Consider the following 21,149-nt stretch of genomic DNA (forward strand, 5'->3'; position numbering starts at 1 on the left):
TGCCCAATGCCCCAAGCGACGGGGCAACTATCCCTGCTCTACCCATAAGGGGATGGAGTTTCCCGTCGCTTTCATTAAACTACAACGCGATCGCGTCCTTTTCTTTTTGCTTTATAGAGTGCTTCCTCGGCAGCATTAACCAAAGTAGCAGGCTCAGTTTCTATTGCCGGAATAACACTAGCCACCCCTAAACTCACAGTTAAAACAGCAGCAGGTAAACCACCAATGCTAGGATACTCACACTTAATCCCCAAAGCTTTTACTTGATCTCGAATATGTTCGGCAATGTCCATTGCAACAGTAATCTCTACTTGAGCAAGAATGGCGAATTCTTCACCACCGTAACGAGCCACTAATACTCTACTGCTTTCTTCTCTAAAATCTCCTCTCTGGGAAATCACAAAAGCACTAGCAGTAGAAGAAATCATGCTCTTACTGTATGAAAAACTACTATTATTTGGTGAGTGTTTGATGCAGTTACAGATAGTATTAGCGATTTGCCGTAAGCACTCATCTCCTGCCGAATTACCGTAAGTTTTATTATAAATTTTAAAATAGTCAATATCGCACAAAATCAGTGATATGGGAGTGCTTTGACGAGCGGATCTTTGCCACTCAATTTGTAGGTAGGTTTGAAAGTAGCGACGATTAACTAATTGAGTTAGTTCATCTAAGCTAGAGAGGACAAGCAACTGTTGATTTTCTTGTTTCAACCGTTCAATATGACTATTGTTGAAATGCTCACTTTTTTTCAGATATTGTCGGAAATATAAACGATATAATTCACACGCAGGAGTACTGCAATCGCCTTCTAAATTAATTAACCCTATACTCTGTAATTTATATGCCAATGCTGGCTCTAATTTCACATTACTTGTAGTATTAATCACTTCATAAAAAGCATTTCCCAATTCTGGCTCATCTCGTAGTGCTAACACATACTGCTTTAAATACTCGTGATAAATTCCGGCTTCTGTGGTTGCTTGTTGCAATAGCTGTCCTAAATCCCGTTGTAATCCACCTTTACCCACAAAGTGATATAATGCCAATCGCACTAAATAAGGATTTCCTGCCACCATTGCCATCAAACTGTCGGCATCTTTACCATCTCTCCAATCCAAGCCGTGACGTTGAGCTAAATCCTGCACCTGCTCTTTCGTAAAGGGAGGTAAGTTAATTGTTAAACCAACATTAAACGGTGATTGAGTCAGTTTTATGGGAATCAGAATTTCCGCTGAATAAACCAGAACCAGACGCAGCTTTTGCCAAATTTCTACCCTTTTGGCTTGTTCATGCCACGATCGCACTAATGGTAGCAATTCTCCAGCAATTTCCTGATACTCAAACACCCAATCCACTTCATTTAATACCAAAACAAGGGGACTTGAGAGTGCAGGCAGTAAATATTGTTGGAAATAGATAGAGCAGCTGACTTTGCTACCCATATCTTCATGCCAATAATCATTGAGTTTTGGTTCTAGCTGTAACTCCCGACTGACGTTTGCACATAACCAGCGCAAAAATTTATCCAAACTGGCAAAAACTGCTTTATCTGCTTGTTGAAAGTCCAAAGTTACGGTGTGAAAGCCTTGTTTCTTAGCGTGTGCAAGTAACCGGAGAGTCAGAGAGCTTTTCCCCATCTTCTTGGGTGCTTTGATGCAAATGACACTCCCAGCTTCAGCCATTTCTGCGTAAGCAACTTCTTCAATTGGCGGGCGAGAGATGTAAAATCTGGAATTAAGGGATACTGGCCCACTAGGAAATTCTAAGGATATCGCCGTAGCTGCTCGGTTGAATTCTTTAACTAACTGCTGATGCGCTTTGCTAAGACGATGATTTTCTAGAGTCTGGCGGAAATTGGACTTATTTATCGGTTCTTTGCAAAAACAGCTTAATAATTGCCATAAATGAGCAGCAACTTTCTTGACCCGTTCTTCGCCGTAGTCAGCTTCACACGCTATATTGGCATAGGTTTTTCCTTCCCACGAAGAACGCAATATCAACTCTTGGAGTGTCGTTAAACCGTTTGCTTGACTGGCTTTTAGTAGCAATACTATTTCATCTATAGTCATTACTCATTAACTCTAATTCAGCATGACATTTTCTCACACCATTAAACTTTGCAACTCAATGCACCCTGCTTTGTATAGAGAGCAGCCAGTCTTGGTCAAAAAAGCTACAGATAAGCCCTGACAATTTTTTGTATCCTCAAAAATTTGACGTGACTTAATCATAGAATTTTTTTTACAAAAATTTCCGAGTTTTTAGGTAATTTTATGTGATTTGAACTACTTTTTTTCGACATATCTTAGAATGTAGATGCACACAATGTAGCTATTTTTTTCTAAAAAATTACCATTGCGATCGCAACACAGGTTACATTCGTCTGTTTACCTTTTTCTAAATTCCATCCCAGTTGATGATATGGGCTGATATATCTCTGAACCTAAGTTACAGCCCAATAAAACCAAGTAGACGATTTGTCCATAACTGGATCGTCAGGGTGCTAAGACAGCGTAGAGAGAGAGCTACAGGATATCTTCCTCATCGTACCAGCAGCTATGCATATCGAAGAACCCACTACCCATGAACCGGAAGTTCCATTTTCAGTACAAGATTCCCCAAGTTTGCCAGAACCAGAAGACTTATCTCAAGAAAATTTAGATGCTTGTCAATACTCACAAGCCGCCTTACAAATGGCATTAATCGCCAGTGGCTTGGGGTTGTGGGATTGGAATCTCATAACTGACAAAACCTATTATGATCCTCAGTGGAAGCACATTCTGGGATATGAAGTAGACGAAATCGACAATGATTATAAATCCTTTGAGCAACTTGCACATCCACAAGATTTACCCAGAATTCGCCAGGTATTGGACGATTATCTCCAAGGATGCACACCAGTGTTTGAAGTCGAATTGAGAATGTTGACCAAATCGGGAGAGTGGAAGTGGATTCTGACTTGTGGCAAAGTATTTCAGTGGGATAAATTCGGGAAACCAGTGCGGATGGCGGGGACGCACAAGGATATTACTCAGGATAAGGCGATGTCTACGACGGGCTGCGCCTACGCTACTCAACAATACCAACAATTTGAACAACTCCAAAGAGAAATTGCCCAACGCCAATCTACCGAAGACCAAATTCGGGAAAAATCACAGCAGCTAGAAATTACCGTCGATGAACTCAAATATACCCAAAAGCAGTTATTGCAAAACCAGAAAATGGCTAATCTCGGCCAACTGGTGGCGGATATGGCTAACGAAATTAACAACCCGGTTAGCTTTATCTACGGCAATCTCCATCCCGCCAGTCAATACGCTGAAGACTTAATCAGAATCATAGAACTTTACCAACATCACTATCCCACACCCAGCCCAGTCATTGCCTTACATCTGCAACGTCTCGACCTTAGTTTTGTGAAAACAGACTTTTTAAAATTGTTGTGGTCAATGCGAGCCGGCTCTGAGCGCGTCAAAGAAATCGTTTTCGCCTTGCAGAATTTTTCAAGCTCCGACGCAGGTAAAATGAAAAAGGTTGACCTGCATAAAGGACTTGATAGTGTTCTGAGAATTTTGCAGCATCGTCTGAAAGAAAAATCTGATCGAGCCGGGATTGAAGTAATTAAAACCTTTGGTGAATTACCCTTAATCGAATGTTATCCTGGTGAATTAAATCAGGTATTTATGAATATCTTAACTAATGCTATTGATGCCTTAGAAGAGAGGATGAAACATGATTATTCTTTTAGTCCCAAAATTTTGATTAATACAGAAGTTGTTAGCAGTCATTTATCATTGGTCAATAGTAATGAACCTTGGACAAATGATAAACAACTAGGGAAAAAATACAAAGTTATAATTCGCATTTCTGACAATGGCAAAGGTATACTTCCCCATATCCAGAGACATATATTTGAACCATTTTTTACGACCAAACCAGTAGGGAAAGGTCAAGGATTAGGATTATCAATTAGTCGGCAAATTATAGTTGAAAAACATCAAGGTAAACTGAAGTGTAATTCTCAATTAGGTCAAGGTACAGAGTTGGTGATTGAAATGAATACAACAGCAAGACACTATGCCGCTATGAGAAAACACGCCAGCTTTTAGGTAATATTTATAGCCGTAGCCACATAGGTTAGGACATTTTGAAAACTCCAAGGCTAGGAATAGTAATACTTTTACCTCCTGCCTCCAGCAAGAACAAGAAATCCATAAAAACAAGTGTTGCCAACAGCATCGGTTGTTTATTTTACCCCATTACCATGATGCGCCAAGGCTGCCATTCCATATTCTGAAGCACGTAACTCCTGATCAGAGATTTCTGGCTCCTTGGTATAGACCGAACTCAGTAAGATATTCAGAACTCCACTTTCTTCAGCTTGACTAACAGCGCGATGTGTAATCAATTCACCTACATTCAGAATCACGTTGTCTTCTGGGTCAAGAATGACACGGGTAACTGGACGACCCAGAGCTTGTTCAATCCGTTGCTTCTTCATTGCCCGTGTGCCGCGTCCTTGTAAGTTTTCTGCCTTCACTTTCAAGGCTTGCCAAAAAGTGTTGAGATTCTCTTGAGCAATACTTGCCCCATCGCGCAGTTGAACTTTGTTTTCTAACCATCTGTCACTTGCGGTAGAACCGACTGCGGTTGCCAGAGTTAGACCGACAGCGTTCAGCAATTCTGCTTCTTTACCGTAAGTCTGGGCCCGATCCAGAAGAGATTCCGTCACAATTTGCCCAGATGCCGCAATAATTAAGCCATCGTTAGCACGCACTGTTTGTACGACTCTACGCCCTTTTGCCTGCTGGATCGCCACATGTCCTACCAGCGAATCAACCGAGTGACGCAGATTAGCGGCGCTACTGTGAGTTAGGCTCCCAATTCGATTGCTAGTAGATTCTGTTGCTGCTTGCAAATTGCGACTGATATTGACAGTCAGGCTACCACCCGTAGCTCGATAAAGTTCATCAAGGATACCCATGCGATCGGCTGCTTCTGCATCGACTAGCGTCACTTCCTGCCCTTGTAGTAGCAGTACATTGCCGTCTGGAGTCAGCACATCCCGCTCAACATGCTTGCCAATCACATATACCTTTTGCTCGGCAGGATCAACCAAATTGTTTGTTAGGGAAGCAGTTGCATCTCGATTGAGGTCTTGCAGTTTGCTGCTAGTAGCATCAGTTACAGCTTGCAATTGCTCACCTGCATTCTGACTTGCTTCCTGTAGCACACGGTTCATACTCTCTACTGAGCTTTGCATCTGCTCATTCACGGTTTGAGATGCTGTTTGCAATCTGCGATTGGTAGTCTCAGCCGATTCTTGTAATCTATCTCCAGTTGCCTGAACAACTCCTCGGATACCACCCACCTGTTCTTCCATCATTTGAGAGGTTTCTGGAGGTACAAAGGCAACATCATAACCAATTTTCAGGGCTTCACGAGCAGGAACGAACGATCGCCCTGAATAAGCATCGGCAAATACACCGCCAGAAACTTCGTATCCTTCCACCAGTCCACTATGCTCATCGAAGAACAAATCGACCAATCCACCGAGGTCAAGTCCCTCAGTAGTCAGAATTCTCTTTTTTCTCAACACGATATTTTGGTGCAGAATCTCTTTAATTGCAGGGACACGATGTGCTTTAACAACAGATTCTTTCGAGTTAACTACGATCGCATCCAACCCAATCGCTTGCACTTCTTCCAAAGGAATCACTTTTGCGTCTCGAAACAGTCCTTTTTCTGCAACGAGAAAACCCAAAAGTTGATTGCGTTTCTGGTCAAAAATTAAATCTATAATTCGGACAACTTTCTCGCCTGTGTCGTAGGTGACGACAACTTTATCTATAACATCACTACCTTTACGCATTTATCTATCCCTCCTATATTGATTTTCTTGTTCAATTACTTGTTGGTTAGTTGCTTGACCTTTAAGCTGAAAATATCGTCCCTCTCTACCAAAACCGGGAACGATATCAATCATGCCAAAGTATTCGAGTAATACCCCAAATATGGCAACAATGATGATTAAAACAGTTATATTTGCTCCAGAATTAGAGCGTTTTCCTATGAGTCTAGGCATTGTATTTCATTATTTATTGTTGTTTTTTATTGTTGTAAACATTGCTGTAAATGTTATACAAGAAATTTATATCATTAAATTTAGTTAATGTGTTTATTTATTGGTATATACCTTACTTTAGATACTCTTTTGTAATCAAAAGATCCAAACGACATCTTTCCAAAGATAGATTTTTGAGTTAGTTCTTATCAATCTCTTATATAGGACTCATATTTGATTTCTGACAAAACTCAGTACAACTAAGAAGCCTTATTGACTGTAGCAAGATTGCCTATTGCCTATTGCCTATTGCCTGCCTACGCAAATTAGTTCAGAAATCAAAGCGGATTCCTATATTCTTGGAAAGAAATATTTTTGTTAGCCTCAATAGCATTGAATAACTGAAAAGATAATGTCATTTTTCCATTGGGGATTCGTTTCGTCGAGTTATACTGAGCGCATCTCAAAGTTAGGGTTAGGGTAGTACAAACAGCAGAGTAAGTAATGTTTACGTTTCACCTAATTAATGAGAGTAATGCACGCGCTATCTTAAGTTGGCGATATGAGCCACCCTATGATTTATATAACTACTCAGAGCCAGAAGCTAATCTACTACAACATATTCTGCACCCCCAGAACACCTTTTACAGTATTCTGGATGAGAATAGCGAGTTAGTAGCTTACTGTTCTTTTGGACAAGATGGACAGGTCACTGGTGGTGATTACAATGAGCAGGCGTTGGATATTGGTATGGGGATTCGCCCTGACTTGACCGGACGAGGAAAGGGTGCTGAGTATGCCAAAGCCGTATTGGAATTTGCCAAAAGTTTATTTCAGCCAAAAGCTTTTCGGGTAACGATCGCAGCATTCAACAAGCGTGCGATCAGGGTATGGCAGAAATTGAAATTCGAGCATCAGCAGTCATTTGAGCGACGAAGTGATGGAATGCAATTTATCGTGTTATTACGATCAGACTGCTGTAAGACATCGCCCAATTGGGAAAATTTAGCTTAGAACAACCCTAGTCATACCTAAACTGACAGTTAAAACAGCAGATGGTAGAGCATCAATGTCAGAATACTGGATCTAATGATGGGAAAATAAAGGTAAGTTAACCATCCTCAAACTGGCTAGGCTATTTAACCAAGACAGGTAAACAGCGAATTTTATCAATCAAAATTTATGAATTCGACCATTCCTTCTCAAACTCGAAAGCCACCTACCCAAGCAATAGGAGCCAAAATTTTCCACTGGTGTAACATCATTAGTCTGTTTATCATGCTCACCAGTGGACTACAAATTTACAACGCCAACCCTGTTTTTGGTGGACGTGCAGGTTTGCACATTCCTCCGATATTTACTTTAGGAGGTTGGCTTGCAGGAGGTAGACACTGGCATTTTGCAGCAATGTGGCTATTCTCCCTAAATCTCTTATGGTATGGAATTTACATTTTAATTACCCGGCGTTGGCGACATCGGTTTGTCGGTGTCAATGACTTCAAAGCATTACAAAAAAGTCAAAATTCTAAGCGTCTAATTTATGCTTGGCATCGGATTGCATATACAGCAATTATTCCTATTTTGTTGCTGGCATTATTTACAGGAATAGGAATGTATAAACCTGCTCAGTTTCCCTGGATAGTGGATTTTTTTGGCAATTGGCAAGCATTGCGAATCGTTCACTTTGCCTCAGTGCCGCTGGTTATCTTATTTGCAGTGATTCACTCTCGATTAGGGCAGAAAGCTGGAGGCGCTCAACTAACAGAATCAATGTTTTAGTAAAAAAAACTCTGGTCATGGAGATAGATAAACGCGGGTACTAATAACCAATGACAAATGACAAATAACAAATGACTCTTTTTAAAAAATATGAACTTTTTTGATAAATTGAATGGAAATATCTTGCAAAATCAAAGCTTACTGTTTGTAGGACTTGATCCAAATCCAGAGATGATGCCTGTGCGTTATGAATCTGAAGAACTCATTACTGGTTTGGAGAAGTGGTTACAATTCATTATTGCTGAAACTGCTGATTTCGTCTGTGCTTATAAACCAACACTTGGGTTTTACGAAGCGTTAGGTATTCCTGGTTTAGAACTGCTGTACAAAACTTTAGCAGCTATTCCAGCCCACATCCCAGTTATTTTAGATGCCAAACACAGTGACTTAAATACTAGTACTATTTTTGCCCGGACTGTGTTTACAGAATGGCAGGTGGATGCAATCACTCTTAGCCCCTATACAGGACAAGATCATGTAGCACCTTTTTTGGTCTATCAGGGTAAAGCGGTGTTTATTTTATGCTGTACTTCTAATCCAGGTGCAGAAGCTTTACAACAATATCCTACAAACGAATCACCTCTTTATTTACAGGTGGTAAAAGAATCAAAAACTTGGGGAACTCCAGAACAATTGGGTTTGGAAGTGGGAACTACAAAACCTGAAGTTTTAGCACTGATCCGAGCGATCGCGCCGGAACGAATTATTATGGCGCGTAGCATCTGGGCGGAGGGTCAAAACCTGAAGCAAATTTTAGAAGTAGGCTTGAATGCTAACGGTGATGGTTTGCTGATTCCTGTTCCTCAAGATATGTTGGGAAACACACAATTATCTGAGCAAATCCAGTCTTTACGCGCAGAAATTAATCAAATAAAAGCTGAAATTATTCACGAAAATTCCACGTGTTCTGTGTGGTTTCCTGATGTTTGTTTGCTAAATCAGCATCCCCATCAGGATTTAATTTTACAACTTTATGATATTGACTGCATTATGTTTGGCAGCTTTGTCCAAGCATCGGGAGCTATATTTCCTTATTACATCGACTTACGCAAAATTATTTCCAACCCTCAAGTTTTTAATCAAGTTCTCACAGCTTATGAGGACATTTTGAAAAACCTGAATTTTGATAGGTTAGCAGGTATTCCCTATGGTTCTTTACCTACTGCGACTGGTTTAGCTTTGCGCCTTCATTGTCCAATGATTTTCCCTCGTAAAGAGGTTAAGGCACACGGAACGCGGAGAGTAATTGAGGGTAACTTTCATCCGGGTGAAACAGTTGTAGTGGTTGATGATATTCTCATCAGTGGTAAAAGTGTTATGGAAGGGGCAGGAAAGTTAGAATCAGCAGGATTAAATGTTAATGATATTGTGGTATTTATCGACCATGAACAAGGGGTAAAAGATAGATTACAACAAAATGGCTATCGTAGTCATGCGGTTTTAACTATTTCAGAAATTACTAATACTTTGTATCAAGCAGGGCGAATAAATGAGGAGCAATTTTTAGCTTTTGCTGAAAGTTAAAAATTGGAATAGTAGGGAGCAAGGAATGGGGAAATATTTTTCTTATCTATTTTCCCTTAAGTCTATTTAATTCTCAAGTTCAATGTAGAAATTAGAATAATTTTGATTTTAAAATTAACTATGAATTTTTCACTGAATCAACTACTTAGATGGTTAATTTTTACGCTACTATTTCCTCTAGCTTTTCTTAATGGTTGGCTAGTATTTTTACTGGTTAAAAATTTTCAACCTGTCGTAACAATTCTTGTCTTGGCTACCTTGCTGGCATTCGTCTTAAACTATCCTGTTTCAATTATTCAAAAGCGAGGACTTAAACGTGGCTATGCAGTAGCGTTAGTTTTTATATCAGCATTGATAATTATCATTGCTCTGGGCATTACTTTATTACCCATTGTTTTAGAGCAATTTAATGAGATGGTTAAAGTCTTTCCCCAATGGATTGATTCTAGCGAAGAAAAACTTCAGATTGTAAATGAATGGTTTTTTAGACACAGAATAAATGTGAATCTAAGTCAGTTATTAGCAAAAATTACTGAGCAATTACCCAATGAATTAGAGTTTGTTTCAGACAAGCTTTTAAGCATTATCATAGATACAATTGATAGTATTTCTGAGGCGTTAATCATTGTAGTTCTGACTTTTTATCTATTGTTAGATGGGCCAAGGATTTGGGAGGGTATATTTAAGAAGTTACCTGGAAGTATAGCTCAACAGGTAAGCCAGTCTATTCAGCAAAACTTCCAAAATTATTTGATTGGCCAGGGAACTTTAGCTTTGCTGATGGGTGTTTCAATAACATTATTATTTTTAGCTTTTCAAGTCCAGTTTGCTTTACTCTTTGGTTTGGGAGTTGGGCTTTTGAGCTTAATTCCCTTTGGTGATGTCGTCAGTCTTGTTGTAATAACTTTCATCATAGCCACACATAACTTTTGGCTAGCAGTAAAGGTTTTTGCGGTAGCTGTTGTCATTGACCAGTTAATTGATCAGGCGATCGCACCACGTCTTTTAGGTAAAATTACTGGTATTCGACCAATATGGGTGTTAATTGCTTTGCTTATCGGAACCAATGTTGGTGGAGTCTTGGGTTTGCTAATCGCGGTTCCTGTAGCTGGTTTTATCAAAGATGTAGCAGATGGGTTTTCTAAATCTAGTGATTCCGATAATGCTGTTAATGGTGAAGCAGCATCAGAATTGTTGGCAGAAGAATCAATCTCGCCATGAGTGATTCTGGAGTAATGAGTAATGAGTAATGAGTAATGAGTAATGAGTAATGAGTAATGAGTAATGAGTAAATACCCATTTCTCATCCACTTATTACTCATTTAAAGTCCTTTGATATCCTCACCGGGCTTAAAGCTACGGTGATTCCAATCTTGACTCCTGACTCCTGAATTCTGTTCGATAAAAGATTGACTCAGGTTTCCATAAGCTTACGATAACTGGAAGACAGAACTGTTGTTTGGATCAATATTTGTACTAATGTCAGCTTGGGTAAAGGTAGTGCCAAAGAGGGTCAATAACAACTGTCCAGTACCAAAACCTGCATTATTAGCGATGCCATCTCCTAAGAGGAACTGACTATTACCGTTGACAATACGCACGTCTATTGCACCAATACCACCAAAAGAAAGGATATCTCCCCCTGTTCCCGTTACAAATTCGTTGATTCGGTCTTGACCATCACCCAAGTTATAGCGAATGGTATCGCTGCCATTTCCTCCAGTAAGTGTGTCATTGCCAGTGCCACCATTGAGATAGTCATTACCTGCACCACCGGTGAGATTGTCAGCGCCAGCACCACCAAACAAGGTGTCATTTCCACCGCCACCAAATAGAGAATCAGCGCCTAAACCGCCGTCTAGATAATCATTCCCTGCATTACCAATTAAGGTGTCATTCCCAGCAAAGCCAAAGAGATTATCGTTGCTGCTGGTTCCGGTGAGGGTGTTGTTAAATTCATCTCCAATATCTAGACCAATTGCATCATCTGCGATCGCACCTGTAAGATCCGCTCCCACGAAAATGGCATCGGTAAAGTCCCCTTTAGACAGATTAGCGTTCCTCAAGTTGGCATCCGTGAAATTTGCACCAACGGCAAGTCCATTAAAAAAAAGACCTTCTGCGTTGGCTTGGGTAAAGTTAGCTCCACTCAAATCAGTATCAGCAAAGTCAGCCCCACTCAAGTTTGTTACTGTAACATTGCCATTGGCATCTCTAAAGGAACTAAAATCAGCACCAGTTAAAATCAAATCTTCTGCGGAAACGTTGCTGAAATTCGCACCACGAAAACTAACATTACCTGACTGTGTTGGATTTAGTAGTTCTACATCACTGATGGAGAGATCACTGAAATTAGCCAGATCAAAAATAGAGTTTTGTAAGGTAAAATCGGTCAAGTTTGTCAGACGAAAGTCAGCACCCGTTGCATCGACGTTGACCAAAATAGTACTATCCAACTCAGCCTCTAGAAAGCTGGCATTCACGAGCGTTGCACCTGTAAAGTCAGCGGCTTTTAGCTTCGCCTTAAATAAATCGGCTCCCGTGAAGTTAGCACCTCTCAGGTTGGGGCGCTCAGATTGTTCACCACTGAGATTAGCTTCCCGCAAATTAGCATTAGTCAGGTTTGCGTTTGATAGATTGATGAATTTCGTGTTAATCAACGACAGATTAGCCTGTCTCAAATTGGCTCCACTGAAATTGACATTTTCTAATGTCGCCTTGAACAAATTAGCTGGTTGAGGAAAGCTGTTATTAGGGGCAAAAATTGCACCAGATGCATTTACGTTAAATAGCTTTGCTTCTTCAAAGTTAGTGCCTCGCAGCCCTGTATTGACGAATTGAACATTTGTGAGGGTAGCTTTGAAAAAATTGGAGCCATTTAAGTTTTGACCGTTAAAATTGTTTCCGACTAGGCTCTGTTCACTAAAGTTGAAAGCTGTCATATTATGCTCCTCAAAAAAAAATAAGCGGTTTCAAAGTTAAGGAATCAAGCTGGTTTTTGTACTTCAACTTGTTGTTGAGAAGTCTCTTGTTGCAGTTGCTCTTGTAACCAGGAAGAGAAAAGTTCGTTGAGCAACCGTTGCTGCATAGGTTCATTAAGTTGGGCTGGTATCAGCTTTTCCAGCCGCACAATTACCCACCAATCTCCGATGTGGGTTGGTAGCGATACCTGCTCTGGTTGGCTGATGGCGAGGATTCGGGCTAGTTTGGGATGGGGTGTACTCAATGCAACTGGCCCCACTAAGCCACCAGCTTGAGCTTCTCCACCTTGAGAGTATTGCCTTGCAATTTCAGCAAAGGACTGTTCACCTTCTACAAGACGGAAGTAAAGTTCTTGAGCAACAGCCGCATCCCGAAGGCGAATTAAAGAGTAGATAACATGATCAAGCTTTGGCTTGAGTTTGTAAAAGTGGGAGTCTAATTTACTACCCCAAGTGGCTTGTTTAAACTTTTCAATTCTCAGGTTGCGGGTTGCTAAATCTAAAAATTGTGTTTCAGTTATGTTCTGCTGCTGCAACCAATTTTGACGTTGAGCTTCTAATGTCAATTGATGCTGTTTGCACAAGTCTTGGTAACACTTGGCTTCTTCTTCTGGTGTGCAGCTAAAGGGTGTGATTGCTTCATCAATCAAAAGTTCTTCCCGGAGCTTTGAAAGTAATTGGTATCGATTCAAGAGAGGGATAATCTCTTGAGTTGTTACCGTCTGGTTATGCACTTGTAAGAGTGTTGTTGATGAATTTGAGTGATTCTCTAAAGTCGTGGTAATCAGTTCTAACTGAGCTTTTTTATGTAGAGAAATTAGATTACTGCTCTGATTTTCTTGCTGTTGTATCCATTGCAGATGTTGGGGTAATAACTGCGACAAGTTATAGCGCTCTAAGATTGTTTCCCTGGCTTTGACCCTAATTGAGGCCATTTTGTCTGGATGGGTGAGTGCTTCTGTAATGCGATCGCAAATTTCTTGGGGTGAAAAAAAGTCTACCAACAGACCATTAACACCATCTTGGATCACCTCAGTTACGGGAGCAGTTTTGGCAGCTACCAGCAAGCAACCTACAGATAAAGCCTCCAACATTGACCAAGACAAGACAAAGGGACGGGTGAGATAAACATGGACAGAAGAAGCTTGGAGAACTTGCAGGTATTCAGAATAAGGTAGCCAACCTGTAAAGTGAACTCTGCTTAGATCAAGATCATATTTTTCCAGCATCACCTCTTTGTAGGTTTTGCCATCAGGTAGTTGTTTGCCGTAAGCTACACGGTTTTCTCCCACAATTACGACATGGCAATGCGGACGTTGTTGTTGGAGTAAAGCCACCGCCTCGATAAACTGAGGAAATCCTCGATAAGGCTCCATACCCCGCGCTACATAAGTGACGATTTCTTTGGCGTGAGAAAGGTCTAGATTGATGCGTGGGAGAATTAACTTTGCTCCCGGTTTGGGGCAAAAGAATTCTGTGTCAATGCCATCATGAAGGACATTGATTTTATTGTGATATTCCGAGGGAAATTGCTGACGCTGCCAATAAGTGGGAGAAAGACCGCGATCGCAACTATATAAATCCTGTAGAATCGGAGCATTTTTAACCCGAATCCGGGCTTTATCGTCAGCGCTTAAGGGTTCGCTGCGATCGAAATCGGCATCAGAGCCATGAGCATGATAAAACCACTCGAAATAGCATAGTAATTTGGCATCGGGAAAAATATCTTTGATGAATAAAGTCGGCCCCCAACCCGAATGACCATAGACTACATCAGGAATAAAGCTTTGGGCTTTGAGTTTTTCTGCCAGCCTATAAACACCTTGACCCTGAAGGACAGCATTTTCTAGAGGTCTAACATAGTGATGAGTTTCGGGACGAGCTTCTCGTGTAGGGCTATAGATGACCTTATTAACGCCTGGTAAATTATCTTCCTGACGAGTAGTTCCAAAGAATACTTGGTTATCTTTGTCTTTGGCTAAAGCAGCAGCTACATGGCGAAATTGGGCAGGAAAATTTGGATGCAGAAATAAAATTCGCATTGCTCTTTGATTATTAGTAGTTCTCCAAGGGAACTTGGCGGGTAAAGGTGAAATGGCACTAAGTTAATCACAAAGCCCTGATATAACTGGCTTTTTGAGTGTGAGGAGTGTGGGATAGTGAGGAGATAAAAAAAAGTTTCCTAACTTCCCACACCCTGCCCTGACGAGGTTTTAGCTTTTCTTAGTGCCATTCGGGTAAAGGTGTTTTATTGCAAATTGCGTTAGCGGAGCGGGGCGTTAGCCCATTGCGAATTGCGAATTGCGAATTAGTTTCATCCCTTTCCCCAATCTTCACCCTGCATTTTTGGGTTGGCAGACTATTAGTCTCCTGCCGTCTTCAACTATAAAGACAGCAGGAGAGATAAAATTGAAACAATCAACGCCAAAAGTGGCTCAGTACGTTATCGTGACGCTGCGGCTGCTCTGTTGATTTTCTGGGTACTATCAGGTGTGTGCTACTTGGCTGGTACCCAAGTACACCGCCTGGTTGCCCATTTCTTACGATAGAAAATCGAATTCTGTGACCAGTGCAGGAGCCACGTTAATTACAGTCGCTAACAGTTCGCCAGTTTCAGTAATGGAAATCCGACTACTAGCTTGACCATTAATAACAACACGGCTGATTGTGAGTTCCTCAAACGGTAAGTCAACCTGGAAGAAATCTATACCATCCTGGAAGTCAGTGATAATGTCGCCGACAGGAGCAGGTACAGGTGGTTCGCCGGGATCTGGTACTTCAAACCCTACTTCTTCCAACACAAATATGTCAGTACCCGCACCGCCAGTCAGGGTGTCGCGTGCGGTTTGACCTTCCTCGGCGTCTTGTCCACCGAACAGGGTGTCATTGCCAGCACCGCCTACAAGGCTATCAACTCCTGTTCCACCATCAAGATTGTCATCACCACCTTGACCCAACAGGGTATCATCGCCAGAACCGCCCACTAGGGTGTCAAAACCACCCCCACCTAAAAGGGAGTCGTCGCCGTCAAATTCTTCGGGTCCACCTTCTAAGAAGTCAGCTTCAGCACCGCCTTGGAGAGTATCATTGCCAGCTCCCCCAAAAAGGGTACTAGTACCAAGACCACCATTGAGGCTGTCATTGCCATCTCCACCATCGAGGGTGTCAAAACCATCCCCACCTAAGAGGATGTCATCACCACCTAAGCCATCGAGGAAGTCATCGCCGGTTCCGCCATCGAGGTAGTCATTGCCACCACCACCTAAGCTATCAGCATCGCCTTGGAGAGTGTCGTTACCATCTCCACCAAAAAGGGTATCAGCGCCAGCCGCACCCAAAGTGTCATCACCGATCAGGAAATCATCACCGCCTAAGCCATCGAGGAAATCATTGCCAGCGCCGCCATCAAGGGTATCACCCTCTATAAAGCTGTCACTGCCAACCAGCGAGTCTGCACCTGCCCCACCATTGAGATTGCTCTTACCGAAACTGTTATTAGCAGTTGTCAGAGTGTCATTACCAGCTCCGCCGAACAGAGTATCCTCGAAGCCACCAAAGAGCAAGTCATTACCAGCGCCGCCATCGAGGAAGTTTTTCTCATCAAGAATATCGTCCTCACTCTGCCCACCATAGAGGGTGTCATTACCGCCCTCACCAAAGAGGGAGTCCTCGCCAGCATCCCCAAATAGTCTGTCGGCACCGGCTCCACCAAACAGAGTATCTTTATCTTCCCCACCTCGAATGAGGTCATTACCACCTGATCCTAATAACAGATCATCACCAGCAAAGCCGCGAATCGTGTCAGCTGCACTAGTACCTTGAAGGGTATCGGAATCGGGTGTTCCATTTCTAATTGCCATAAATGAATCCTTGCTTTTGGGTTTCAAAAAAGTATTTGGCTTGTTTACAACTAAGTTAGTTGTTGTAATTCTCATCACTTCCCCCTCTCTCAAGTTTGAGAGAGGGGCGATTAAGAAATGATGAGAAGATATTGGAAGAGATCATCAAACTTACACTGCATAACTACACGATTAGGCATCTGCAAATCACATCCTTTGAATTGCTTGAACAATCACAATGTCATTTGTGAATCATTAATAGCTGTGTATTTTTGGTAATACGAAATTGTCAGAGATATTATTTTGTTGACAACATAATATTCCTGGCTCACCTAATGTTTACCAGAGATTTCATTGCCTTCATTTAATGTTGTAAATGAAGTTATAAAAAAATATCTTTGGCAACTTGGTATAATGCGGCATCACAAAAATGGACAGTTGTAGCTTCTGCTAACAATTAGAAGCAACAATGACCACAATTCAAATATGATGCGATCGCACACCTTTACTTATCACCTTCTTAAAGTTAAGTTTCACTAACCAGAACTCCCATTTTGGATGAGGTAAAGGTAAAGGTTATGATTTCGACTTTAGGTAAATAGGTCTTTTAACCTTTGATTTCTTTCGGAAACAAAGTGTGCGTCAACCTTATTTGGTGATGCATATTCTGTGTAGGACATATACTAGTTGGCAACTTAGCCACAATAGTAAATCATGACCGCACAGTTATTTGATTCGCCTGATTCATTTCACAATCCGAATTTACATGATTACGTTTTTCCAGTTAGCTTATAAATCGATACACCACTGAACACTAGCCGAGAGCCGAGATCGATACACCACTGAATACTAGCCGAGAGCCAAGATTGATAATGAGAACTGTAGGGCTTTTAATAAGATCACTATCAGACAATAATGATCTTTTGCATTAATAGCTGCACGAACACTCTTATGCAAGCAAGAAAAGCTGCTGACTTTTCTCCAAGTACCAGAATTTTCACTCCGAAGTTTCAAAAACTTCTTAATCTGTAAAAACTTCTGACTACACCTGATGATATTTATAACGATGGATTAGTAAGCACAATCAAATTTTCATCCATGTTACATATATTTGTATAGTAAGCTATTTCTGTCAATATAGGTATATAAAGTTATGCCTAAAGACAGAGAACAGAACTATTTAATAAATTTTTTGCAGCATTTTATACTAGTTTTTAAACACATTTTTTTCTTTTTAAAGAGTAAAATAGTCAAATAAATTTTGCAGAAATCGACTAAACTAAATGCGTGTTTAGCTATTAAGTAAAACGACAATGCATACAGAGGGTGACAAGATGGTAAAAATTATTTCCCAAAAAACCACATGGATTTTTATTAGTTAAAAATTTTACTTAATAACAAAAAATCTATGTTTAGGCTTTATTTATGTCAACTCTGGTAAGTGGGTGAAGTTATTACTCAATAGATGTTGATGGATTTTGCTTAACTTCAATATATTCTCAAATTTATGATGAAAATGCAAGGACAGATAAGACATTTAAGCAGCTAGTTATCACGAAATAAATAGGAGGGCACGAATAAACATAAGTATAGTAAAGATAGGTAAACGACGCTAAAAGACTATTTACTGGTGGTTTGAATCCTTTACTTCTATCTTGTTTTAACGACAAATATTTACTTTAACATCTTGAAAAGAAGGAAATATTTTGTAAATTAGTGGTCAATTGCAAGTTTAAATAATCTATTATTTTATTTTTTGAGATTAAAATTAGGGCTAAAGATTACTTCATTAAGCTAATTAGGCGGACAGTATTAGGACTTACGCAAAACTACACGCGGTAGGGGCAATTCATGAATTGCCCCTACCGTCAAATAAGGGTTTTGGCTATTGTTTGCGTAATTCTAAGTATATAGGTGGTTAAATTTATAGCACGTTAATACAGGAGTCTTGAGAACTAACTGTATTGCCCCCGTGTGTTGTTGTATCCAAAAAAATTGCTTGAAGAAGGCAGGTGGCAGAAAGAACAATGAGGCGGGGTTTTAGACCCTTGTTTCCTTGGGTCACTCTTTGTGAGCAGGAAGCAGTATTCCTTTCTGCCTTCTGCCTCCTGCCCTCTGCCTTTCTTGATAAAAAAAGCCCCCGGTATTTCTACCAGGGGCGAAAGATATAATACCATTTCACTTTATGTTTGTCGGAGATGCCCCTGCTTGTGCCTCTACTTAGATGAGAGGCTAGAGTATTTCTCAAATATTACAACAAAAAGTGATCGGGTATAAAATTAGCCAACATTTGCTAAGAGTAATTCTCGTTTTTCTAATTTTTGCACTCTCACTTTAGAGTCATCATCAACATCGACAAGCGCTGTGTCTCCATCTGTAATTTCACCAGACAGCATTGCTTCAGCGAGAGAATCTTCTAAAAGGCGCATAATTGCCCGACGTAATGGCCTAGCACCGTAGCTGGGATTGTAGCCTTCTTGTACTACAAGTTCTTTGAAGCGATCGCTAACTTCTAAGATAATTCCCTTTTCTGTCAAACGCTTAGAAACTTCTTTAAGCATAATCTCAGCGATTTGCTTCACTTCATCCCTAGAAAGCTGGGTGAAGACGATAATTTCATCAAGACGGTTAAGGAACTCTGGACGGAAGTAAGCTTTCAATTCTTCATTTACCAAGGTGCGGATGCGGTTATAACTAGCGTCGGCTTGAGTGTCGAAGTCAAAGCCTAAACCACTACCACCTTTTTCAATCACCTTGGAACCGATGTTAGAAGTCAAAATGATCAGCGTGTTCTTGAAGTCCACTTTCCGACCTTTGGCATCGGTAAGATGACCGTCATCCAAGAGTTGCAGCAGCATATTGAATACATCGGGGTGTGCTTTTTCGATTTCGTCGAATAGCAGCACTGAGTATGGTTTCCGGCGCACGGCTTCTGTAAGTTGTCCGCCTTCGTCATATCCGACATAACCAGGAGGCGAACCAATTAACTTGGCGACGGTGTGACTTTCCATGTATTCGGACATATCTAGCCGAATCATCGAGTCTTCCGCACCGAAGAAGTAGGAAGCTAGAGCCTTCGCCAATTCTGTTTTACCGACTCCAGTCGGGCCAGAGAAGATAAAGCTAGCAATGGGACGATTGGGATTTTTCAAGCCGACACGGGCGCGACGGATACCACGAGATACAGCCGAGACTGCTTGCTCTTGACCGATGAGCCGTTGATGCAGAGTGTCTTCTAGGTGCAGGAGCAACTCTGACTCAGATTCAGTTAGCTTGTTGACTGGTACACCAGTCCAAGAGGCAACGATTTGGGCGATGTCTTCTTCGTCAACTACAGTCGAGTTGACAGGTTGCTCGGTTGGTGTAAAGGTTGCTTGCAGTTGTTCTGCGAGTTTTAATTCTTGGTCGCGCAGTTGTGTCGCTTTGTCAAAATCTTGGACTCTGACTGCTGCTTCTTTTTCTTTGGTAACGCCGGCGAGTTCACGCTTGAGTTCTTTATTGGGAGAACTTTGAGAGTTCCGCAGACGAACGCGAGAACCAGCTTCATCAATCAAGTCTATTGCCTTGTCGGGCAAGAAGCGATCGCTAATATAGCGATCTGATAATTCTGCTGCTGCAACAAGTGCCGCATCCAAAATTGTGACTTTGTGGTGTTGTTCATAAGCACCGCGCAAGCCGTAGAGAATTTGTACGGTTTCCTCTACTGAGGGTTCCCCAACCTTAATTGGTTGGAAACGACGCTCTAGGGCGGCATCGCGCTCAATGTGTTTACGATACTCATCGAGGGTAGTTGCGCCGATGCACTGGAGTTCACCCCGTGCTAGGGCAGGTTTAAGGATGTTGGCTGCATCCAAGCCACCTTCTGTACCACCAGCGCCGACCAAGGTGTGAATTTCGTCAATCACCAAGATGATATTGCCCACAGTGCGGACTTCTTCTACGACTTTTTTGATGCGTTCTTCAAAATCGCCACGGAAACGAGTTCCAGCTACCAATGACCCCATATCGAGGCTGATAACTTGCTTGTCCTGTAAGGTTTCGGGAACATCCTGGTTGACAATCCGTTGAGCTAGACCTTCTGCGATCGCAGTTTTGCCAACTCCTGGTTCACCAATCAACACTGGGTTATTCTTGGTGCGGCGACCGAGAATTTGGATCGCCCGCTCAATTTCCTTCTCACGACCAACTACAGGGTCGAGTCTGCCTTCTTGGGCTAATTTGGTCAAATTTCTGCCAAATTCTTCCATAGTTAGCGGTTGAGTGCGCTTTTGACTACCACTACCACTACCAGCGAAAGCCGGTGCATTTTCACCCAAACGGCGAACTATAGCACTGCGGACACTCTTGAAGTCAACCCCTAGATTTTGCAGTACTTTGGCGGCTACACCTTCACCAGCCTCGGTTAATCCTAAGAGTAAGTGTTCAGTGTTGATGTAATTCTGTCCTAGACTATGAGCTTCTTTAAACGATTGCTCGAAGAGGCTTTTTACTTTAGGAGTAAAAGGAATTTCTGGTGGTACAAAGCCAGAACCCCTACCAATAATTTTTTCTACCTCGCGACGTGCATCTTTGAGGGTAACGCCTAATTCAGCCAGCACTTTAGCAGCAACCCCAGTTCCTTCTCCCATCAACCCCAGGAGAATTTGCTCAGTTCCTACGAAGTTATGTCCCAGGCGACGTGCTTCCTCCTGAGCTAACATAATTACTCTAATGGCTTCGGAAGTGAAGTGTTCAAACATAATGGGTTATTGCTCCCTCGCTGCTTGGACTTTGGGTGATATAAAATTCACCCTCATCTAAAGTTTTTTGTATTTTCTTAAGGACTAATGTAACTTTATTTAAAGTTAAGTGGCAGTGGTGAGAGCCGTAAGACATCAGGTGTACTTGCCGTCTAATGTGAGTTAGGAGTGATGAGTTAGGAGTTAGGAGTAATGACTAAGTAAGTAGTTATCAATCTTA

General features: G+C 41.5%; 12 protein-coding genes. 5 read left to right on the top strand and 7 right to left on the bottom strand.

The genetic code is table 11. The annotated features are described in order from the left end of the window. Nucleotides 1-74 precede the first annotated feature (74 nt). Nucleotides 75-2,072 carry an AAA-like domain-containing protein gene (locus A4S05_RS11765; protein ID WP_069070010.1) on the bottom strand — a complete coding sequence of 666 codons (1,998 nt, stop codon included), beginning with the start codon at nt 2,070-2,072 and terminating at the stop codon, nt 75-77. A 489-nt stretch (nt 2,073-2,561) separates the two neighbouring features. Between A4S05_RS11765 and A4S05_RS11770 the strand changes: the two genes are divergently transcribed. Further along, nucleotides 2,562-4,112 (top strand): sensor histidine kinase, encoded by a 1,551-nt coding sequence (locus A4S05_RS11770; protein ID WP_069070011.1) that lies wholly within the window; start codon nt 2,562-2,564, stop codon nt 4,110-4,112. A 137-nt stretch (nt 4,113-4,249) separates the two neighbouring features. On the opposite strand, the gene A4S05_RS11775 is transcribed toward A4S05_RS11770, so the two are convergent. Together A4S05_RS11775 and A4S05_RS11780 are read right to left on the bottom strand one after the other, a co-directional pair. Beyond that, a complete protein-coding gene (locus A4S05_RS11775) occupies nt 4,250-5,875 on the bottom strand; it encodes a PRC-barrel domain-containing protein (protein WP_069070012.1) in 1,626 nt (541 codons plus the stop codon). After that, nucleotides 5,876-6,088, bottom strand: a complete 213-nt coding sequence (locus A4S05_RS11780) for a hypothetical protein (protein WP_069070013.1) — start codon at nt 6,086-6,088, stop codon at nt 5,876-5,878. It lies immediately after the preceding gene. A 483-nt stretch (nt 6,089-6,571) separates the two neighbouring features. Here A4S05_RS11780 and A4S05_RS11785 point away from each other — a divergent pair, with 483 nt between their 5' ends. The 4 genes from A4S05_RS11785 to A4S05_RS11800 all read left to right on the top strand — a co-directional run bounded on the left by A4S05_RS11785 (nt 6,572) and on the right by A4S05_RS11800 (nt 10,591). Then, complete coding sequence (locus A4S05_RS11785; RefSeq protein WP_069070014.1) at nt 6,572-7,081, top strand: GNAT family N-acetyltransferase; 510 nt, start codon at nt 6,572-6,574, stop codon at nt 7,079-7,081. A 168-nt stretch (nt 7,082-7,249) separates the two neighbouring features. Continuing rightward, a complete protein-coding gene (locus A4S05_RS11790; RefSeq protein WP_069070015.1) occupies nt 7,250-7,846 on the top strand; it encodes a cytochrome b/b6 domain-containing protein in 597 nt (198 codons plus the stop codon). 90 nt (nt 7,847-7,936) lie between these two features. Next, entirely contained in the window at nt 7,937-9,370 is a 1,434-nt protein-coding gene (locus A4S05_RS11795) for a bifunctional orotidine-5'-phosphate decarboxylase/orotate phosphoribosyltransferase (RefSeq protein ID WP_069070016.1), read from the top strand. Between the two features lie 120 nt (nt 9,371-9,490). Further along, the gene (locus tag A4S05_RS11800) at nt 9,491-10,591 is read left to right on the top strand and encodes an AI-2E family transporter (RefSeq protein ID WP_069070017.1); all 1,101 of its coding nucleotides are present in this window, start codon (nt 9,491-9,493) and stop codon (nt 10,589-10,591) included. A 209-nt stretch (nt 10,592-10,800) separates the two neighbouring features. Here the strand turns inward: A4S05_RS11800 and A4S05_RS44090 are convergent, their stop codons facing one another. The 4 genes from A4S05_RS44090 to A4S05_RS11820 all read right to left on the bottom strand — a co-directional run bounded on the left by A4S05_RS44090 (nt 10,801) and on the right by A4S05_RS11820 (nt 20,929). After that, the gene (locus A4S05_RS44090) at nt 10,801-12,312 is read right to left on the bottom strand and encodes a pentapeptide repeat-containing protein (protein ID WP_069070018.1); all 1,512 of its coding nucleotides are present in this window, start codon (nt 12,310-12,312) and stop codon (nt 10,801-10,803) included. A gap of 44 nt (nt 12,313-12,356) precedes the next feature. Next, on the bottom strand, nt 12,357-14,393 hold the full coding sequence (locus tag A4S05_RS11810; RefSeq protein WP_069070019.1) for a glycosyltransferase: 2,037 nt from the start codon (nt 14,391-14,393) through the stop codon (nt 12,357-12,359). Between the two features lie 498 nt (nt 14,394-14,891). Then, nucleotides 14,892-16,211, bottom strand: a complete 1,320-nt coding sequence (locus tag A4S05_RS11815; RefSeq protein ID WP_069070050.1) for a calcium-binding protein — start codon at nt 16,209-16,211, stop codon at nt 14,892-14,894. A gap of 2,258 nt (nt 16,212-18,469) precedes the next feature. Continuing rightward, nucleotides 18,470-20,929, bottom strand: a complete 2,460-nt coding sequence (locus A4S05_RS11820) for an ATP-dependent Clp protease ATP-binding subunit (RefSeq protein ID WP_069070020.1) — start codon at nt 20,927-20,929, stop codon at nt 18,470-18,472. Between the last annotated feature and the right edge of the window lie 220 nt (nt 20,930-21,149).

The organism is Nostoc sp. KVJ20, assembly GCF_001712795.1.
GTDB lineage: Bacteria > Cyanobacteriota > Cyanobacteriia > Cyanobacteriales > Nostocaceae > Nostoc.

Bases quoted from the DNA above. Each gene is read 5' to 3' on its own strand.
- A4S05_RS11765 (WP_069070010.1), bottom strand. From the start codon at position 2,072: ATGACTATAGATGAAATAGTATTGCTACTAAAAGCCAGTCAAGCAAAC.
- A4S05_RS11770 (WP_069070011.1), top strand. From the start codon at position 2,562: ATGCATATCGAAGAACCCACTACCCATGAACCGGAAGTTCCATTTTCA.
- A4S05_RS11775 (WP_069070012.1), bottom strand. From the start codon at position 5,875: ATGCGTAAAGGTAGTGATGTTATAGATAAAGTTGTCGTCACCTACGAC.
- A4S05_RS11780 (WP_069070013.1), bottom strand. From the start codon at position 6,088: ATGCCTAGACTCATAGGAAAACGCTCTAATTCTGGAGCAAATATAACT.
- A4S05_RS11785 (WP_069070014.1), top strand. From the start codon at position 6,572: ATGTTTACGTTTCACCTAATTAATGAGAGTAATGCACGCGCTATCTTA.
- A4S05_RS11790 (WP_069070015.1), top strand. From the start codon at position 7,250: ATGAATTCGACCATTCCTTCTCAAACTCGAAAGCCACCTACCCAAGCA.
- A4S05_RS11795 (WP_069070016.1), top strand. From the start codon at position 7,937: ATGAACTTTTTTGATAAATTGAATGGAAATATCTTGCAAAATCAAAGC.
- A4S05_RS11800 (WP_069070017.1), top strand. From the start codon at position 9,491: ATGAATTTTTCACTGAATCAACTACTTAGATGGTTAATTTTTACGCTA.
- A4S05_RS44090 (WP_069070018.1), bottom strand. From the start codon at position 12,312: ATGACAGCTTTCAACTTTAGTGAACAGAGCCTAGTCGGAAACAATTTT.
- A4S05_RS11810 (WP_069070019.1), bottom strand. From the start codon at position 14,393: ATGCGAATTTTATTTCTGCATCCAAATTTTCCTGCCCAATTTCGCCAT.
- A4S05_RS11815 (WP_069070050.1), bottom strand. From the start codon at position 16,211: ATGGCAATTAGAAATGGAACACCCGATTCCGATACCCTTCAAGGTACT.
- A4S05_RS11820 (WP_069070020.1), bottom strand. From the start codon at position 20,929: ATGTTTGAACACTTCACTTCCGAAGCCATTAGAGTAATTATGTTAGCT.